At 65.0% G+C, this 12,928-nt stretch carries 13 protein-coding genes; 8 read left to right on the top strand and 5 right to left on the bottom strand.

The window, feature by feature from the left end; translation table 11 throughout:
* Positions 1–88 precede the first annotated feature (88 nt).
* Positions 89–661, bottom strand: coding sequence for a cob(I)yrinic acid a,c-diamide adenosyltransferase (locus AC0L30_RS09830; RefSeq protein WP_007597347.1), 573 nt, complete (start codon positions 659–661; stop codon positions 89–91).
* A gap of 1 nt (position 662) precedes the next feature.
* Complete coding sequence (locus AC0L30_RS09835) at positions 663–857, bottom strand: twin transmembrane helix small protein (protein WP_035974492.1); 195 nt, start codon at positions 855–857, stop codon at positions 663–665.
* A 173-nt stretch (positions 858–1,030) separates the two neighbouring features.
* On the opposite strand from AC0L30_RS09835, the gene AC0L30_RS09840 reads away from it, so the two are divergent.
* On the top strand, positions 1,031–1,924 hold the full coding sequence (locus AC0L30_RS09840; RefSeq protein ID WP_473404203.1) for a YihY/virulence factor BrkB family protein: 894 nt from the start codon (positions 1,031–1,033) through the stop codon (positions 1,922–1,924).
* Here the strand turns inward: AC0L30_RS09840 and AC0L30_RS09845 are convergent.
* Both AC0L30_RS09845 and gluQRS read right to left on the bottom strand, forming a co-directional pair.
* Positions 1,851–3,146, bottom strand: a complete 1,296-nt coding sequence (locus tag AC0L30_RS09845) for an ATP-binding protein (protein WP_473404204.1) — start codon at positions 3,144–3,146, stop codon at positions 1,851–1,853. The two genes, AC0L30_RS09840 and AC0L30_RS09845, sit on opposite strands and share 74 nt — an antisense overlap.
* A 104-nt stretch (positions 3,147–3,250) precedes the next feature.
* Complete coding sequence (gluQRS, locus tag AC0L30_RS09850) at positions 3,251–4,123, bottom strand: tRNA glutamyl-Q(34) synthetase GluQRS (RefSeq protein ID WP_354126842.1); 873 nt, start codon at positions 4,121–4,123, stop codon at positions 3,251–3,253.
* A gap of 111 nt (positions 4,124–4,234) precedes the next feature.
* Here gluQRS and AC0L30_RS09855 point away from each other — a divergent pair, with 111 nt between their 5' ends.
* Positions 4,235–4,888 carry a DNA-3-methyladenine glycosylase family protein gene (locus AC0L30_RS09855; RefSeq protein ID WP_219680501.1) on the top strand — a complete coding sequence of 218 codons (654 nt, stop codon included), beginning with the start codon at positions 4,235–4,237 and terminating at the stop codon, positions 4,886–4,888.
* Here the strand turns inward: AC0L30_RS09855 and AC0L30_RS09860 are convergent.
* Positions 4,885–5,772: a LysR family transcriptional regulator gene (locus tag AC0L30_RS09860; protein WP_473404205.1), complete on the bottom strand. Its 888-nt coding sequence runs from the start codon at positions 5,770–5,772 to the stop codon at positions 4,885–4,887. The two genes, AC0L30_RS09855 and AC0L30_RS09860, sit on opposite strands and share 4 nt — an antisense overlap.
* A 176-nt stretch (positions 5,773–5,948) precedes the next feature.
* Between AC0L30_RS09860 and AC0L30_RS09865 the strand changes: the two genes are divergently transcribed.
* From AC0L30_RS09865 to AC0L30_RS09890, 6 genes are all read left to right on the top strand, one after another.
* Positions 5,949–6,923 carry an NAD(P)H-dependent flavin oxidoreductase gene (locus AC0L30_RS09865; RefSeq protein WP_473404206.1) on the top strand — a complete coding sequence of 325 codons (975 nt, stop codon included), beginning with the start codon at positions 5,949–5,951 and terminating at the stop codon, positions 6,921–6,923.
* Between the two features lie 33 nt (positions 6,924–6,956).
* Entirely contained in the window at positions 6,957–8,141 is a 1,185-nt protein-coding gene (locus tag AC0L30_RS09870; RefSeq protein WP_007597363.1) for an ABC transporter substrate-binding protein, read from the top strand.
* Positions 8,142–8,163: 22 nt separating this feature from the next.
* Positions 8,164–9,672 carry an acyl-CoA synthetase gene (locus tag AC0L30_RS09875; protein WP_354199943.1) on the top strand — a complete coding sequence of 503 codons (1,509 nt, stop codon included), beginning with the start codon at positions 8,164–8,166 and terminating at the stop codon, positions 9,670–9,672.
* Positions 9,673–9,844: 172 nt separating this feature from the next.
* Complete coding sequence (locus tag AC0L30_RS09880; protein ID WP_007597366.1) at positions 9,845–10,165, top strand: PepSY domain-containing protein; 321 nt, start codon at positions 9,845–9,847, stop codon at positions 10,163–10,165.
* A gap of 12 nt (positions 10,166–10,177) precedes the next feature.
* Positions 10,178–10,807: a general stress protein gene (locus AC0L30_RS09885; RefSeq protein ID WP_007597374.1), complete on the top strand. Its 630-nt coding sequence runs from the start codon at positions 10,178–10,180 to the stop codon at positions 10,805–10,807.
* A 252-nt stretch (positions 10,808–11,059) separates the two neighbouring features.
* The gene (locus tag AC0L30_RS09890) at positions 11,060–12,835 is read left to right on the top strand and encodes an NAD(P)/FAD-dependent oxidoreductase (protein ID WP_473404207.1); all 1,776 of its coding nucleotides are present in this window, start codon (positions 11,060–11,062) and stop codon (positions 12,833–12,835) included.
* The last annotated feature ends 93 nt before the right edge of the window (positions 12,836–12,928 follow it).

Raw genomic sequence — 12,928 nt, forward strand, 5'->3', positions numbered from 1 at the left:
ACTGGCGCGGAACCTAAAGGCCTGATCCGGCCCGGTCAACGCGCGAAGGGGTCTAATTTTGGCGCCCAGAAATGCGCGGCCCAATGGGTCAGCGGTTCTGGCCCGGAACCCAGAGCACGTCACCGGCGCCGTCATCGTTGGCGGCGCGGCTCGCCACGAACAGGAAGTCCGACAGGCGGTTCATATATTGGATGCCAGCGGCACCAACGGGCTCGTCCGGCCGGGCCGCCAGTTCCACCATCACACGTTCCGCCCTGCGGCAAATCGTACGGGCGACATGGAGGTAGGCGGCGGCTGGCGTGCCGCCCGGCAGCACGAAGGAGGTCAGGGGAGCCAGCTTGTCGTTGAGCGCGTCGATGTCGCGCTCAAGCCGCTCGACCTGGCTCGCCACCACCCGCAGCCGCTCCGCCTTGCCCTCGCGTTCGGGCACTGCGAGGTCCGCGCCGAGGTCGAACAGATCGTTCTGGATGCGGCCAAGCATCGCGTCGAGCTCGGGCGCATCCCTGGTGTGAAGCCGGACCACGCCGATCGCAGCATTGGTCTCGTCGACCGTGCCATAGGCCTCGATGCGCAGATCGCATTTCGGCCGGCGTTCGCCCGAGCCGAGCGCTGTCGTGCCGTCGTCACCGGTTTTCGTATAGATGCGGTTGAGCACGACCATGTTAACGCCCCATCGCCCACACGGCGACCATCGCGATGACGATCGCCACGAACTGAAGCAGCACGCGCCAGCGCATCAGCTTCTGCGAAGTATTGGGCGAGCCGCCGCGCATCATGTTGATGAGGCCGAGCAGCAGCACCAACGCCACGGCGCCGGCCGCAATCGGCAGGATGAAAGTACTCAGGAGAGATGCCATTCGAGGGTAGATAACACCCTGCGCGCCGGTCCGCCATGGCGTTCCCGATCTGGCTTTTAAGCCAATAATATCAGAAGCTAGCTGGATGATCTCCGATTTGCGCGAATTGCCCGCCTTCTTCGTCTCTCCCCGCAAGCGGGGCGAGCGAGCGGCGCCAGCGGTGTAGGTGGCGCGTGAAGGCAATCCGCACCATCTACCTTGTCGTAATGGACGCGTTCTACACGTTCCTCGCCGATGACGGCTGGGCGATCGCGAGCCATATCGCGCTGTCGACGCTGATGGCGCTATTCCCGTTCCTGATCGTCCTGACATCGCTCGCCGGCTTCTTCGGCTCCAAGGAACTCGCCGATCAGGCCGCAAGCCTGATGCTTCAGGTCTGGCCCAAGCAGGTCGCGGATTCGATCTCGGGGGAAGTCCACGACGTGCTGACCACGACCCGCACCGGCCTATTCACCATCGGTGCGGTGCTGTCGGTCTACTTCGCCTCCAACGGCGTCGAGGCGCTACGGGTCGCGCTCAACCGCGCCTATGCGGTGGTGGAGATGCGGCCCTGGTACTGGCTACGGCTGGAATCGATCGCCTACACGCTGATTGCGGCCTTCACCGCGCTCGCCATGGCATTCCTGATCGTGCTCGGGCCGCTGCTCATCGAGGCCGCGCGTGCGCACATTCCGCTGTTCGTTGAATCCAACGAGAGGATCCTCACCTGGCTGCGCTACGGCATCACCGTCGCCGCGTTGGTGGTGGCGCTGATCATCCTGCATACCTGGCTGCCGGCGGGACGGCGCCGGTTCCTCCAGATCCTGCCCGGCATCGTCTTCACCATCGTGGCGTCGCTGATCTCGGGCATCGTGTTCGGCCAGTACCTCGCGCGCTTCGCCAACAATTACGTGACGATGTATGCGGGGCTCGCCTCGGTGATTATCGCGCTGGTGTTCCTGTACTTCATCGCCGCGATCTTCGTTTTCGGCGGCGAGCTCAACGCCGCGATCATCAAGTCGCGGCTTCCTCACGGCGTGTCGCTGCAAGCAGCGCAGTCGCTAGCGCCCGCGGAGACACAGGCTTGACCAGAAAGGCGTCGGCGCCGGCCTCGCGTGAGGCGACTTCGTCTTCGCCGCGACCTGACACCCCGATGATGGGGATCTGAGCCAGCGGCGTCGCCATGGTGCGGATCCGCCTGATCGCCTCGACGCCATTAATGCCCGGCAGCACCATATCCATCAGCACCGCGTCGAAGGCGCCCTGCGCGAGCCGGTTCACCGCGTCCTCGCCGCGCCCGATGAACTCGGCATGATGACCGAGCTCGGTCAGGATGGTGTTGAGCACGACGCGGCCGAACGGATTGTCCTCGACGCTGAGCAAGCGCAGCGCCGGGACCGCATCCATCTCGGCTTCGCCCTTCGACTTGCGGGACTTGCCCGATCCCGTGGCACACACCGACACCGTCAACGTGAAGGTGGCGCCGCCGCCGGGCCGAGGGGCGACCGTGATGTCGCCGCCCATCGCGCGCGCCAGTTGCTTCACCGACGACAGGCCCAGTCCGGCGCCGCCGAAGCGCGAGGCAATGGTGACATTGGCTTGGGTAAACGGCCGGAACAACCGTTTGATCTCGGCCATGGTGAGGCCGATGCCGCTGTCGGACACGGCGAAGGCGACGCCGACCTTGCCTTTGCCCTTTGCTTTGCCTTGGCTCTTGGTCTTGCTCTTGACGGAACGCCAAGGCGCGACCGTGAGCGCCACGCCGCCGTGCTCGGTGAATTTCACGGCATTGTCGATCAGGTTCTCGAGCGCGGCGCGCAGGCGGACGGGATCCCCGACTACCAGCCCCGGCAGCTTCTCCGAGATATCGACCTCGGCCTGGAGACCCTTGGCCGCGGCGCGACCGGCCAGCGAATCGCCGGCGTTGCGGGCGAGGGTCCGCAGGTCGAACAAATCCTGCCGCAGCGAGCTTCCACCTCCGACGCTTTTGCCGGTCCCCTTGCCGGTTCTGGCGGCATCGACGAACAGGGTGGCAAGGTTCGCCAGATGCTCGGCACCGGCCTTGATCGTGTCGGCCCAGCGTCTTTCCCGTTCGCCGAGATCCGAAGTCGCGAGCAAGTCGCTGATCGCGAGAATGCCGGTCAGGGGGGTGCGGACCTCATGGGCGAAGGCGGCAAGCGCGGCCTGGACGACGTCCGGCTCGGCCCGCTTGATGCTGCGCTTGCGCAACCGGGCGGTCGGCCCGGAGCGCTTCCGAGCCACTCGCTTGGACGTCCCCGTAGTGCGCGCTCCGCGCGTTTTCGCCGCCATAACTCCCCTTCGAAGTATCCCCCTTCGAACCCGGGCCGTGAGGTGAGCATGGCACGGCGGAACACCCGGAGTCACGGCGGCGTTTGGCTAACCCCCAGAGAAACTTAACCTAATCCCACCAGCTGGCGGATACCGGCCGGCATGGCGCCGGCAGCGCGCAATTCACGTAGGCCGGTCGAGCTGGTTGATTTCGACAGCTTCCGGCCGGCCTCGTCACGAAGTAGCCCATGGTGACGGTAGACGGGTTCGGGCAGGCGGAGCAGAACCTGAAGCAGACGGTGGACCGAAGTGGCGTGGAACAGGTCCTGGCCCCGCACGATCTCGCTGACGTCCTGGAGCGCATCGTCGACAACGACGGACAGATGGTAGCTGGTCGGCGTCTCCTTGCGGGCCAGAATGACGTCCCCCCAGGCTTCTGGCCGCGCCGGGACGACGCCACGCTCACCATCGGGCCCCACGCCCAGTTCGTTCCAGCTCAGGCCGGCGGCGCGGCGGCAGGCGGCCGCCATGTCGAGCCGAAGCGCATAAGGCGCGCCGGTGTCGATGAGGCGGTCACGCTCGTTGGCGAACAGCGATCTGGCGGCGCCGGGATAGAGCGGCGCGCCATCGGGATCGCGCGGCCACGGCCCATCCGCTTCACGCGCCGCAACCTGCCTTGCGATCTCGGCGCGGCTTTCGAAGGCGGGATAAACCAGGCCGAGCGCCGAGAGCCTGTCCAGCGCCGTCCGATACGCGTCGAGATGCTCCGACTGCCGCCGCACCGGCGTCTCCCAGGCAATGCCGAGCCAGGCGAGGTCTTCGTAGATCGCAGTCTCATATTCCGGCCGGCAACGCGTCGCGTCGATGTCCTCAATGCGGAGCAGCAACCGCCCGCCAGTCTCTCGCGCGCGGTCGGAATTCAACAGCGCTGAATAGGCGTGGCCGAGATGCAGGTAGCCGTTCGGACTGGGGGCAAATCGGAAAACGGGTGGCGACATATGCACAAATCTCGTCATGGCCGGACTTACCCGATCATCCATCTCCAACACTCTGTTACGATAGGAGATGGATGCGCGGGTCAAGCCCGCGCATGACAAGTTGAGCAAGCGATGACCATCCACCTCGAGACCCAGTCCGACCTCGAAGAAGCCGTCCACTCGCTGGTCAAGCGCGATCCGCGCCTCAAGCCCGTGCTCGCAATCGCCGGCATGCCGGCGTTGCGGCGGCGCGAGCCGGGCTTTGCGGGGCTTGCCCATATCGTCTGCGGGCAGCAGCTCTCCACAGCCAGCGCCGCGGCGATCTGGGGGCGGCTGTCGGCGGCTTTCGATCCATTCGACCATGACGCGGTCCGCCGCGCCCGCACCGACCGATTGGGGCGGCTCGGCCTGTCCGCCGCCAAGATCAAGACGCTGAAACATCTCGCGCGCGAGATCACCGCACAGCGGCTGAACCTCGACGTGCTCGCCGAAGAAGACGCCGATGCCGCGCATCACACGCTGATCGCACTGCCCGGCATCGGACCCTGGACTGCGGACGTCTATCTGCTGTTCTGCCTCGGCCATGGCGACGCCTGGCCGGCCGGCGACCTCGCCGTGCAGGAAGGCATCCGCATCGGGCTCGGCTTGCAGGCGCGGCCGACGGAGAAGCAGATGGCGCCGCTCGCCGAACCCTGGCGCCCCCTGCGCGGCGCGGCGGCGCATCTGTGGTGGAGCTATTATCGCGCGGTGAAAAAACGCGAAGGCGTGCTCGCCGGATCAGCTTAGCCCCGCAGCCTAACGCGATCGGTCCGGGCGCAATCGGCGACGAAGTCGATGACGGCCCGCACCGCCGGCAGCTCGACGAGGTCGGGGTGTGCGAGCAGCCACAGGTCGGCCACGCTTGCGAGCTTCTGCGGCGCGATGCGCACGAGATCGGGGTAGCTTTCGGCGACAAAACACGACAAGGCGGAGATTCCGAGTCCGGCGCGGACCGCCGCCAGCATATCGCCCTGGGACGAGCAGCGCATCACCACCCTGGCCTGACGCGTGACGATGTCGCTCCAGCGCGCAAGCTGGATGTTGGAGGTCTGATCGGCGAAACCGATGACGCTGTGCCCCTTCCACTCGCCGCGCCGTTCCGGCAAGGACCGCCCGCCGGCGTAGTCCCGCGAGGCGTAGAACCCGGTGCCCAGACGGCCGATCTTGCGGCCGACCAGATTTTCCTCGCCGCTGTCGAAGGGCCGCAGCACCACGTCCGCCTCGCGCCGGCGCACGCTCGCCGGAAACGGATGGGTGATGATCTCGAGCTGGACGTGATCATGCGCGCGCAGGAAAGCAGGCAGGCACGGCATCAGCCAATGCGACGCCAGCGTCGCCCCGATCGACAGCTTGACGGTCCCGCGCGCCTTATGCCCTCCGGCCGAGACTGCCGTCTCCGCCCGCAGCGCGGCCGCCGCCATCGCCTCGGCGTGCTCGCGCAATGTCCGTCCATCCGCGGTCAGCGCCAGGCCGTCGGCGGCGCGTGCCACCAGCCTGGTGCCGAGCTGGGCTTCCAGCGCCGCGATCTTGCGACTGACGGTGGGATGGCTGCTGTGCAGCCGGCGTGCCGCGCCGGTGAAGCTGCCGGTTTCGGCTACGGCGACGAAGGTCTTGCAAAGGTCCCAGTCCATAAGCGGCCTCTGTTCAAATCTGAATAGTCGTCCGTTCAATATTGAACGATCGGAGGCCGCACTCCAACCCCTATAATGGCGTCAAATGAAACATGGGCGGCAACTCGCCCGCGACGACCAACAGGGAAACGCCTCGTCATCCGCCTGCCGGCGGGCTGCGTTTCCGGGAGGACATCATGGCGCTGCCCGCTCTCTTGAAGGATTCGCTCGAGCTGCCCGTGGTCGGCTCGCCGCTCTTCCTCGTCTCCGGTCCCGAGCTGGTGATCGCCCAGTGCAAGGCCGGTGTCGTCGGCTCGTTTCCGGCGCTCAATGCCCGTCCGGTGGAAAAGCTCGACGAGTGGCTGAACCGCATCGAGGACGAACTCGGCGAATACAAGTCGCGCAATCCCGGCAAGAAGGTCGCGCCCTACGCCGTCAACCAGATCTGCCACGCCTCCAACGACCGGCTGATGAAGGACATGGAGACCTGTGTGAAGCACAGGGCGCCCATCATCATCACCTCGCTACGGCCGCCCGCCGAACTCGTCGAGGCCGCGCATTCCTACGGCGGCCTCGTTTTCCACGACGTCGTCAACGTCAAGCACGCGCGCAAGGCCGCCGAGCAAGGCGTCGACGGCCTGATTCTGGTCTGCGCAGGCGCTGGAGGACATGCAGGAACGCTCTCGCCTTTCGCGCTGGTACGTGAGGTCAAGCAATGGTTCGACGGCGCGATCCTGCTGTCGGGCGCAATCAGCGACGGATTCGCAATCGCTTCCGCGCTGACACTGGGCGCCGACCTCGCCTATATGGGCACGCGCTTCATCGCGACGAAGGAAGCCAACGCTGACGAAGCCTACAAATCCGCCCTGACCCAGCACGCTGCGCACGACATCGTCTACACCAACCTCTTCACCGGCGTGCACGGCAACTATCTCGGCCCTTCGATCGCCGCGGCCGGGCTCGATCCGGACAATCTGCCGGCCGCCGACAAGACGAAGATGAATTTCGGCTCCGGCGGCAACATGAAATCCAAAGCGTGGCGCGACATCTGGGGCTCCGGCCAGGGTATCGGCCAGATCGCCGACGCGCCGCCGGTCGCCGAGCTCGTCGACCGGATGAAACAGGAATTCGACCAGGCCCGACAGGATTTCCTGATGCGCGTCAGCGCCTGACGTCTCAGACCGACAATAAAACGGGAGGACACCATGAAGCTGGCAGCCGCACTGATCGGCATGTCGCTGCTGACGCTCGCTGGCGGCAGCGCCCACGCCGAAGGCAGCGACGAGATCCGCATCGGGCAGACCCTGCCCTACAGCGGTCCGGCCTCTGGCTTCGGCGCGATCGGACGGACGCAGGAAGCGTTCTTCGAGAAGGTCAATGCCGAAGGTGGCATCAACGGCCGCAAGGTCAAGTTCATCACGCTGGACGACGCCTATTCGCCGCCGAAGACCGTCGAGCAGACCCGCAAGCTGGTGGAGCAAGAGGAGGTGCTGATGATGTTCGGCTCGCTCGGCACCGCCACCAATAGCGCCGTGCAGCGCTATCTCAACGCCAAGAAGGTGCCGCAGCTATTCGTGCTCTCCGGCGCCACCAAATGGGCCGATCCACAGAAGAACCCGTGGACGATGCCGGGCATGGCGGCCTACGAATCCGAGGGCGTGGTCTACGCCAAATATATTTTGCAGGCCAAGCCCGACGCCAAGATCGCGATCCTGTCGCAGAACGATGATTTCGGCCGCGATTATGTGGCGGGGTTCAAGCGAGCGCTCGGGCCCAAGGCCGCAAGCATGATCATCGCGGAGGCGAGCTACGAGACCAGCGCGCCGACGATCAGTTCGCAGCTCTCGACGCTGAAGGCGTCAGGCGCCAACGTGCTGTTCGGCGTCGTGCTCGGCAAGTTCACCTCGCAGATGGTCAAGGGCGTGGCCGAGATCGGCTGGAAGCCGGAGCTGTTCTTCGTGCCGACCTCGGCGTCGTCGATCTCGTTTCTGGAGCCGGCGGGCCTCGACAACGCCGTTGGTCTGATCTCGTCGAGCAACCAGAAGGACACGATGGATCCGCAATGGGCCGACGATCCCGGCGTGAAGGAATACTTCGCCTTCATGAAGCGCTACATGCCGACCGCGGACCTCTCCAACTCCAACTACGCCGCGGGCTATCACTATGCCACGCTGCTGATGACGGTGCTGAAGGCGTGCAAGGATGATATCAGCCGCGACAACATCATGCGCCAGGCGGCCTCGTTGAAGGACGTGACGTTGCCGCTGCTGCTGCCGGGAATGGCTGTTGCGACCGGCCCCGACGACTATCTGCCGTTCCAGCAGCTTCAGCTCCGGCGCTTCAATGGCAAGAGCTGGGTCAGCTTCGGCGACGTGCTGGATGATCGCTAGACGAGCGGAATGAGGAGACGCCATGATCATCAGCGGCGAACGCCAGATCAGCTATGACGACATCCGGGCCCGGATCAAGCGGGCGATGAGCGGCTTCCGCGCCCTGGGGCTCGCCGAGGCCGCGCCGGTCGCGATGATGCTACGCAACGATTTCGCCCTCTTCGAGGTGGTTGCGGCCTCCGCCGCGCTGGGCAGTCCGGTGGTGCCGATCAACTGGCATCTGAAAGCCGAGGAGGTCCGTTACATTCTGGCCGACAGCGGGGCGAAGATCCTGGTCTGCCATGCCGATTTGCTGCCGCAGATCCGTGAAGGCATACCTGCCGATGTCCTTCTCCTGGTCGTCGCGACCCCGCCCGAACTCGCAGCGACCTTCTCGATCCCTCGGGAGCTGACCGAGATCCCGGTGGGACTGACCGATTGGGACCGCTGGCGCGACGACCATCCGCAAGCGCAGGAGCCGCCGCGGCGCGCGGCAGCAATGATCTACACATCGGGGACAACGGGCATGCCGAAGGGCGTGCGGCGCATGCCGATGCAGCCCGAACAGGCGGCCGCCTCGGAACGTGTGGGCGGGATCGCCTACGGCATCAAGCCGCGGGAAGACCAAATCGTGCTGATCAACGGGCCGATGTATCACTCGGCGCCGCATTCCTACGGCATGCTGGCGTTCCGCAGCGGTTGCACCATCATCCTCCAGGCGCGGTTCGATGCCGAGGAGCTGCTGGCGCTGATCGAGCGCCACCGCGTCACGCACATTCACATGGTACCGACCATGTTCGTCCGGCTGCTGCGGTTGCCCGAAGCGGTCAGGCAACGTTACGACCTGTCGTCCCTGCGTTTCGTCGTGCACGGCGCCGCGCCCTGCCCGCCAGACGTCAAGCGCGCTATGATCGAATGGTGGGGACCGGTCATCAACGAATATTTCGGCTCGACGGAGACCGGGATCCCGGTGTGGCACTCGGCCGAGGAAGCCCTGAAGAAGCCCGGCACGGTCGGCCGCGCCATCGAAGGCGGCATCGTCAGGATCTTCCGCGATGACGGCAGCCAGTGCGGTGCCAACGAAGTCGGCGAAATCTACATGCGCCAGACGGCAGTGCCCGATTTCGACTATCACGGCAGGTCGCAGGCAAGGGCCGAGGCCGGCCGTGACGGCCTCGTCAGCGTCGGCGACGTCGGTTACCTCGACGCGGACGGCTATCTGTTCCTGTGCGACCGCAAGCGCGACATGGTGATCTCCGGCGGCGTCAACATCTATCCCGCGGAGATCGAGAACGTGCTGATCGGAATGCCCGGCGTGCGCGACTGTGCCGTGTTCGGCATCCCGGACGCGGAATTCGGCGAACGGCTGTGCGCCTTTGTCGAGCCTGAATCCGATGCCGAGCTCTCGGCCGACGCTGTCCGATCGTTCCTGCGCGAGCGGCTTGCCAATTTCAAGGTGCCAAAGGACGTCGAATTCCGCGACGCTCTGCCGCGCGAGGCAACGGGAAAGATTTTCAAGCGCAAACTGCGGGAGCCCTATTGGGCGGCGTGAAAGCACGCGTCCGAGAGAGCGCGACCGTATAAACGGGAACGAGTGGCAATCGTTCCTGGGCCTCTTCAATATCGACCAGTTTGAAGACCCGCGCTTCCGTCGCAAATGGCAGAGCAACCAATTCGAATCTCGTCTGTTGTCGACCGGCACAATCACTGCCGGAGGATAAACTATGTCACGTCTAGTTTCGCTCGCTGCGGCTGTCCTGCTGCTCGGATCAATGCCCGTAAGCGCACAGTCGCAAAAGGCACAAAGCGGCCCGGGCAACAACGCCGTCAACAGCTCTGATCACAACAACTCCAACGCACCGGTTGCAGGCCGCAACAGCTTCACCGAGGGACAGGCGAAGTCGAAGATCGAGGGCGCGGGCTATTCCAATGTTTCCGGCCTGCAAAAGGACGACAATGGCGTCTGGCGCGGCAAGGCCGACAAGTCCGGGACCAAGGCGGACGTGAGCGTCGACTTCCAGGGCAACGTGAACCCCGCCAAGTAAGGAGGATCAAGCATGACCACCACCATTTCTCGACTCTATGACACCTATCCGGATGCGGAACGTGCGGTCAGGCGTCTGGAGGCCGCGGGCGTGCCGCACTCCGACATCAGCATCGTCGCGAACAATTCCGATAATTGGTACGGCTCCTCCACCGCCAAGGTCGACCGCGATCGCGACGGCGTCGACGATCGCGCCGAAGGCGCCGGCACGGGTGCCGGCATCGGCGCTGGAATCGGCAGCGCGGCGGGCCTGCTTGCAGGACTCGGCTTGCTGGCCATTCCGGGGCTCGGACCGGTAGTTGCCGCCGGATGGCTGGCTTCGACCGCAGTTGGTGCCGCGGCCGGCGCCGCGACGGGCGGCATCGTTGGCGCGCTGACCGAAGCCGGCGTCTCCAAGGATGATGCGTCGCGCTACGCGGAGGGCGTCCGTCGTGGCGGAACGCTGGTATCGGCCCGGGTACCCGACCAGGACCGCACGCGTCTCGATGCCCTTCTGCACGAGAAGGCCGTGAACCTGCAGGAACGGAGCACCGCCTGGCAGAAGTCCGGCTGGAATGGCTTCGATGCCGCAAGCCCACCGCTGTCTCCTGACGATATCGGCCGTGAGCGCGAGCTGTACGGCACTGGGATGCGGGGTAGGTAGGGATGTTCGCTCGCCGCTACGCGAGCGGCTGTGAATCCCAAGAGCGCGAGGGAGGCTCCACCAAGGTGGAGCCTTTTTCGCGTGCCCCCTCCTTGAAACCACGAGGGTGCCGCAGGTCTCTCTCAACGGGTGCATTCCGCTGAAGCAGGGGCACATGTTCTCACTGCTCGGGTAATCGGCTATTGGCCGTCTGCGAAACAGTATAGCTTTCGACCCTAGAGGAAACGCCGCGAAGACGGCACGAGGTCGCGCATGCTGGACAGGACGAAGGATATTGCCGCATCCGCGCAAGCCTGGCTCGATGAATTTGAGCGCACGCTTGGCGCACCCGATGGCGCTGGGCTGGATCGTCTGTTCCTCGCCGACTGCTATTGGCGCGACGCGCTGGCATTCAGCTGGAACCTGCAAACGATCGCCGGCGGCGGCTCGATCGAGCGGGAGCTGACAACGCTCGCCGCAAAGGTCGCGCCGGGCAGCTTCAAGATCGCGCCGAACCGCCCGCCACCGCGCTGGGTGACGCGTGCCGGGACCAACAATATCGAAGCGATCTTCAATTTCGAAACCGCACTGGGGCGCGGCAGCGGCATCGTCAGGCTTGTGCCCGACGCCAACGACGGCGACCGCCCGAAAGCGTGGACGCTCCTCACCGCGCTCGACGAGCTTAAGGGCTTCGAGGAGCAGCTCGGCACCTCGCGGCCGCGCGGCCAGGCCTATTCACGCGACTTCCGTGGACCGAACTGGCTCGACCTGCGCAGCGCCTCGCGCGACTACACCGATCGCGATCCCACCGTGCTGGTGGTCGGCGGCGGCCAGGCCGGGCTCGCAATTGCGGCGCGGCTGAAGCAGTTGAAGATCGACACACTGATCGTCGATCGCGAGGCACGGATCGGGGACAATTGGCGCAAGCGCTATCACGCGCTGACCCTGCACAACCAGGTGCAGGTCAATCATTTGCCCTACATGCCGTTTCCGCCGAGCTGGCCGACCTATATCCCCAAGGACAAGCTCGCCAACTGGTTCGAAGCTTACGTCGACGCGATGGAGCTGAACTTCTGGACCGGCACCGAATTCGAGGGCGGCGCCTACGACGATGCGAAAGGCCACTGGACGGTCACACTGCGGCACACCGACGGCAGTGAGCGTATCATGCACCCCCGCCATGTGGTGATGGCAACCGGCGTCAGCGGCATCGCCAATGTGCCTGTTATTCCGACCCTCGATAACTTCAAGGGCACGCTGCTGCATTCGAGCCGCTACGAGGACGGCGAGAGCTGGACGGGCAAACGCGCCATCGTCATCGGCACCGGCAATAGCGGTCACGATATCGCGCAGGATCTTCACTCCAGTGGCGCCGACGTGACGCTGGTGCAGCGTTCACCTACGCTCGTCACCAATATCGAGCCGTCGGCCCAACTCGCTTATGCGACCTACAATGAGGGCACGCTCGAGGACAATGATCTGATCGCCACCTCGATGCCGACGCCGCTGGCGAAGAAGACCCATGTGATGCTGACGGAGCAGTCGAAGGAGCTCGACAAGGAGCTGCTCGACGGATTGCGGCGCGTCGGCTTCAAACTCGATTTCGGCGAGGCCGGCACCGGTTGGCAGTTCAAATATCTCACCCGTGGCGGCGGCTATTATTTCAATGTCGGCTGCTCCAACCTCATCGTCGAGGGTGCGATCAAGCTCAGGCAGTTTTCCGACATCGAGGGCTTCGTCACCGAGGGCGTCCGGATGAAGGACGGCGCAAGCCTTCCGGCCGAATTGATCGTGCTCTCGACCGGTTACAAGACGCAGGAATATCTGGTGCGGAAACTGTTCGGCGACCGCGTCGCCGAGCGAGTCGGCCCGATCTGGGGTTTTGGCGACGGCCTCGAGCTGCGCAACATGTATGCGCGCACCAGGCAACCCGGCCTCTGGTTCATCGCCGGCAGCCTCGCGCAATGCCGGATCAACTCGAAATATCTCGCGCTCCAAATCAAGGCGATCGAGGAAGGGATTTTGGGGCGTGAGGCGGGCACGGCTTAAGCCTCGTCATTGCGAGCGCAGCGAAGCAATCCAGAATCTTTCCGCAGAGACAGTCTGGATTGCTTCGCTGCGCTCGCAATGACAGTGTGGAGA

It is taken from the genome of Bradyrhizobium sp. MI1.11, assembly GCF_055811255.1.

Coding starts and splice junctions, on each gene's coding strand:
- AC0L30_RS09830 (WP_007597347.1), bottom strand. CDS start 661: ATGGTCGTGCTCAACCGCATCTATACGAAAACCGGTGACGACGGCACG.
- AC0L30_RS09835 (WP_035974492.1), bottom strand. CDS start 857: ATGGCATCTCTCCTGAGTACTTTCATCCTGCCGATTGCGGCCGGCGCC.
- AC0L30_RS09845 (WP_473404204.1), bottom strand. CDS start 3,146: ATGGCGGCGAAAACGCGCGGAGCGCGCACTACGGGGACGTCCAAGCGA.
- gluQRS (WP_354126842.1), bottom strand. CDS start 4,123: ATGTCGCCACCCGTTTTCCGATTTGCCCCCAGTCCGAACGGCTACCTG.
- AC0L30_RS09855 (WP_219680501.1), top strand. CDS start 4,235: ATGACCATCCACCTCGAGACCCAGTCCGACCTCGAAGAAGCCGTCCAC.
- AC0L30_RS09860 (WP_473404205.1), bottom strand. CDS start 5,772: ATGGACTGGGACCTTTGCAAGACCTTCGTCGCCGTAGCCGAAACCGGC.
- AC0L30_RS09865 (WP_473404206.1), top strand. CDS start 5,949: ATGGCGCTGCCCGCTCTCTTGAAGGATTCGCTCGAGCTGCCCGTGGTC.
- AC0L30_RS09870 (WP_007597363.1), top strand. CDS start 6,957: ATGAAGCTGGCAGCCGCACTGATCGGCATGTCGCTGCTGACGCTCGCT.
- AC0L30_RS09875 (WP_354199943.1), top strand. CDS start 8,164: ATGATCATCAGCGGCGAACGCCAGATCAGCTATGACGACATCCGGGCC.
- AC0L30_RS09880 (WP_007597366.1), top strand. CDS start 9,845: ATGTCACGTCTAGTTTCGCTCGCTGCGGCTGTCCTGCTGCTCGGATCA.
- AC0L30_RS09885 (WP_007597374.1), top strand. CDS start 10,178: ATGACCACCACCATTTCTCGACTCTATGACACCTATCCGGATGCGGAA.
- AC0L30_RS09890 (WP_473404207.1), top strand. CDS start 11,060: ATGCTGGACAGGACGAAGGATATTGCCGCATCCGCGCAAGCCTGGCTC.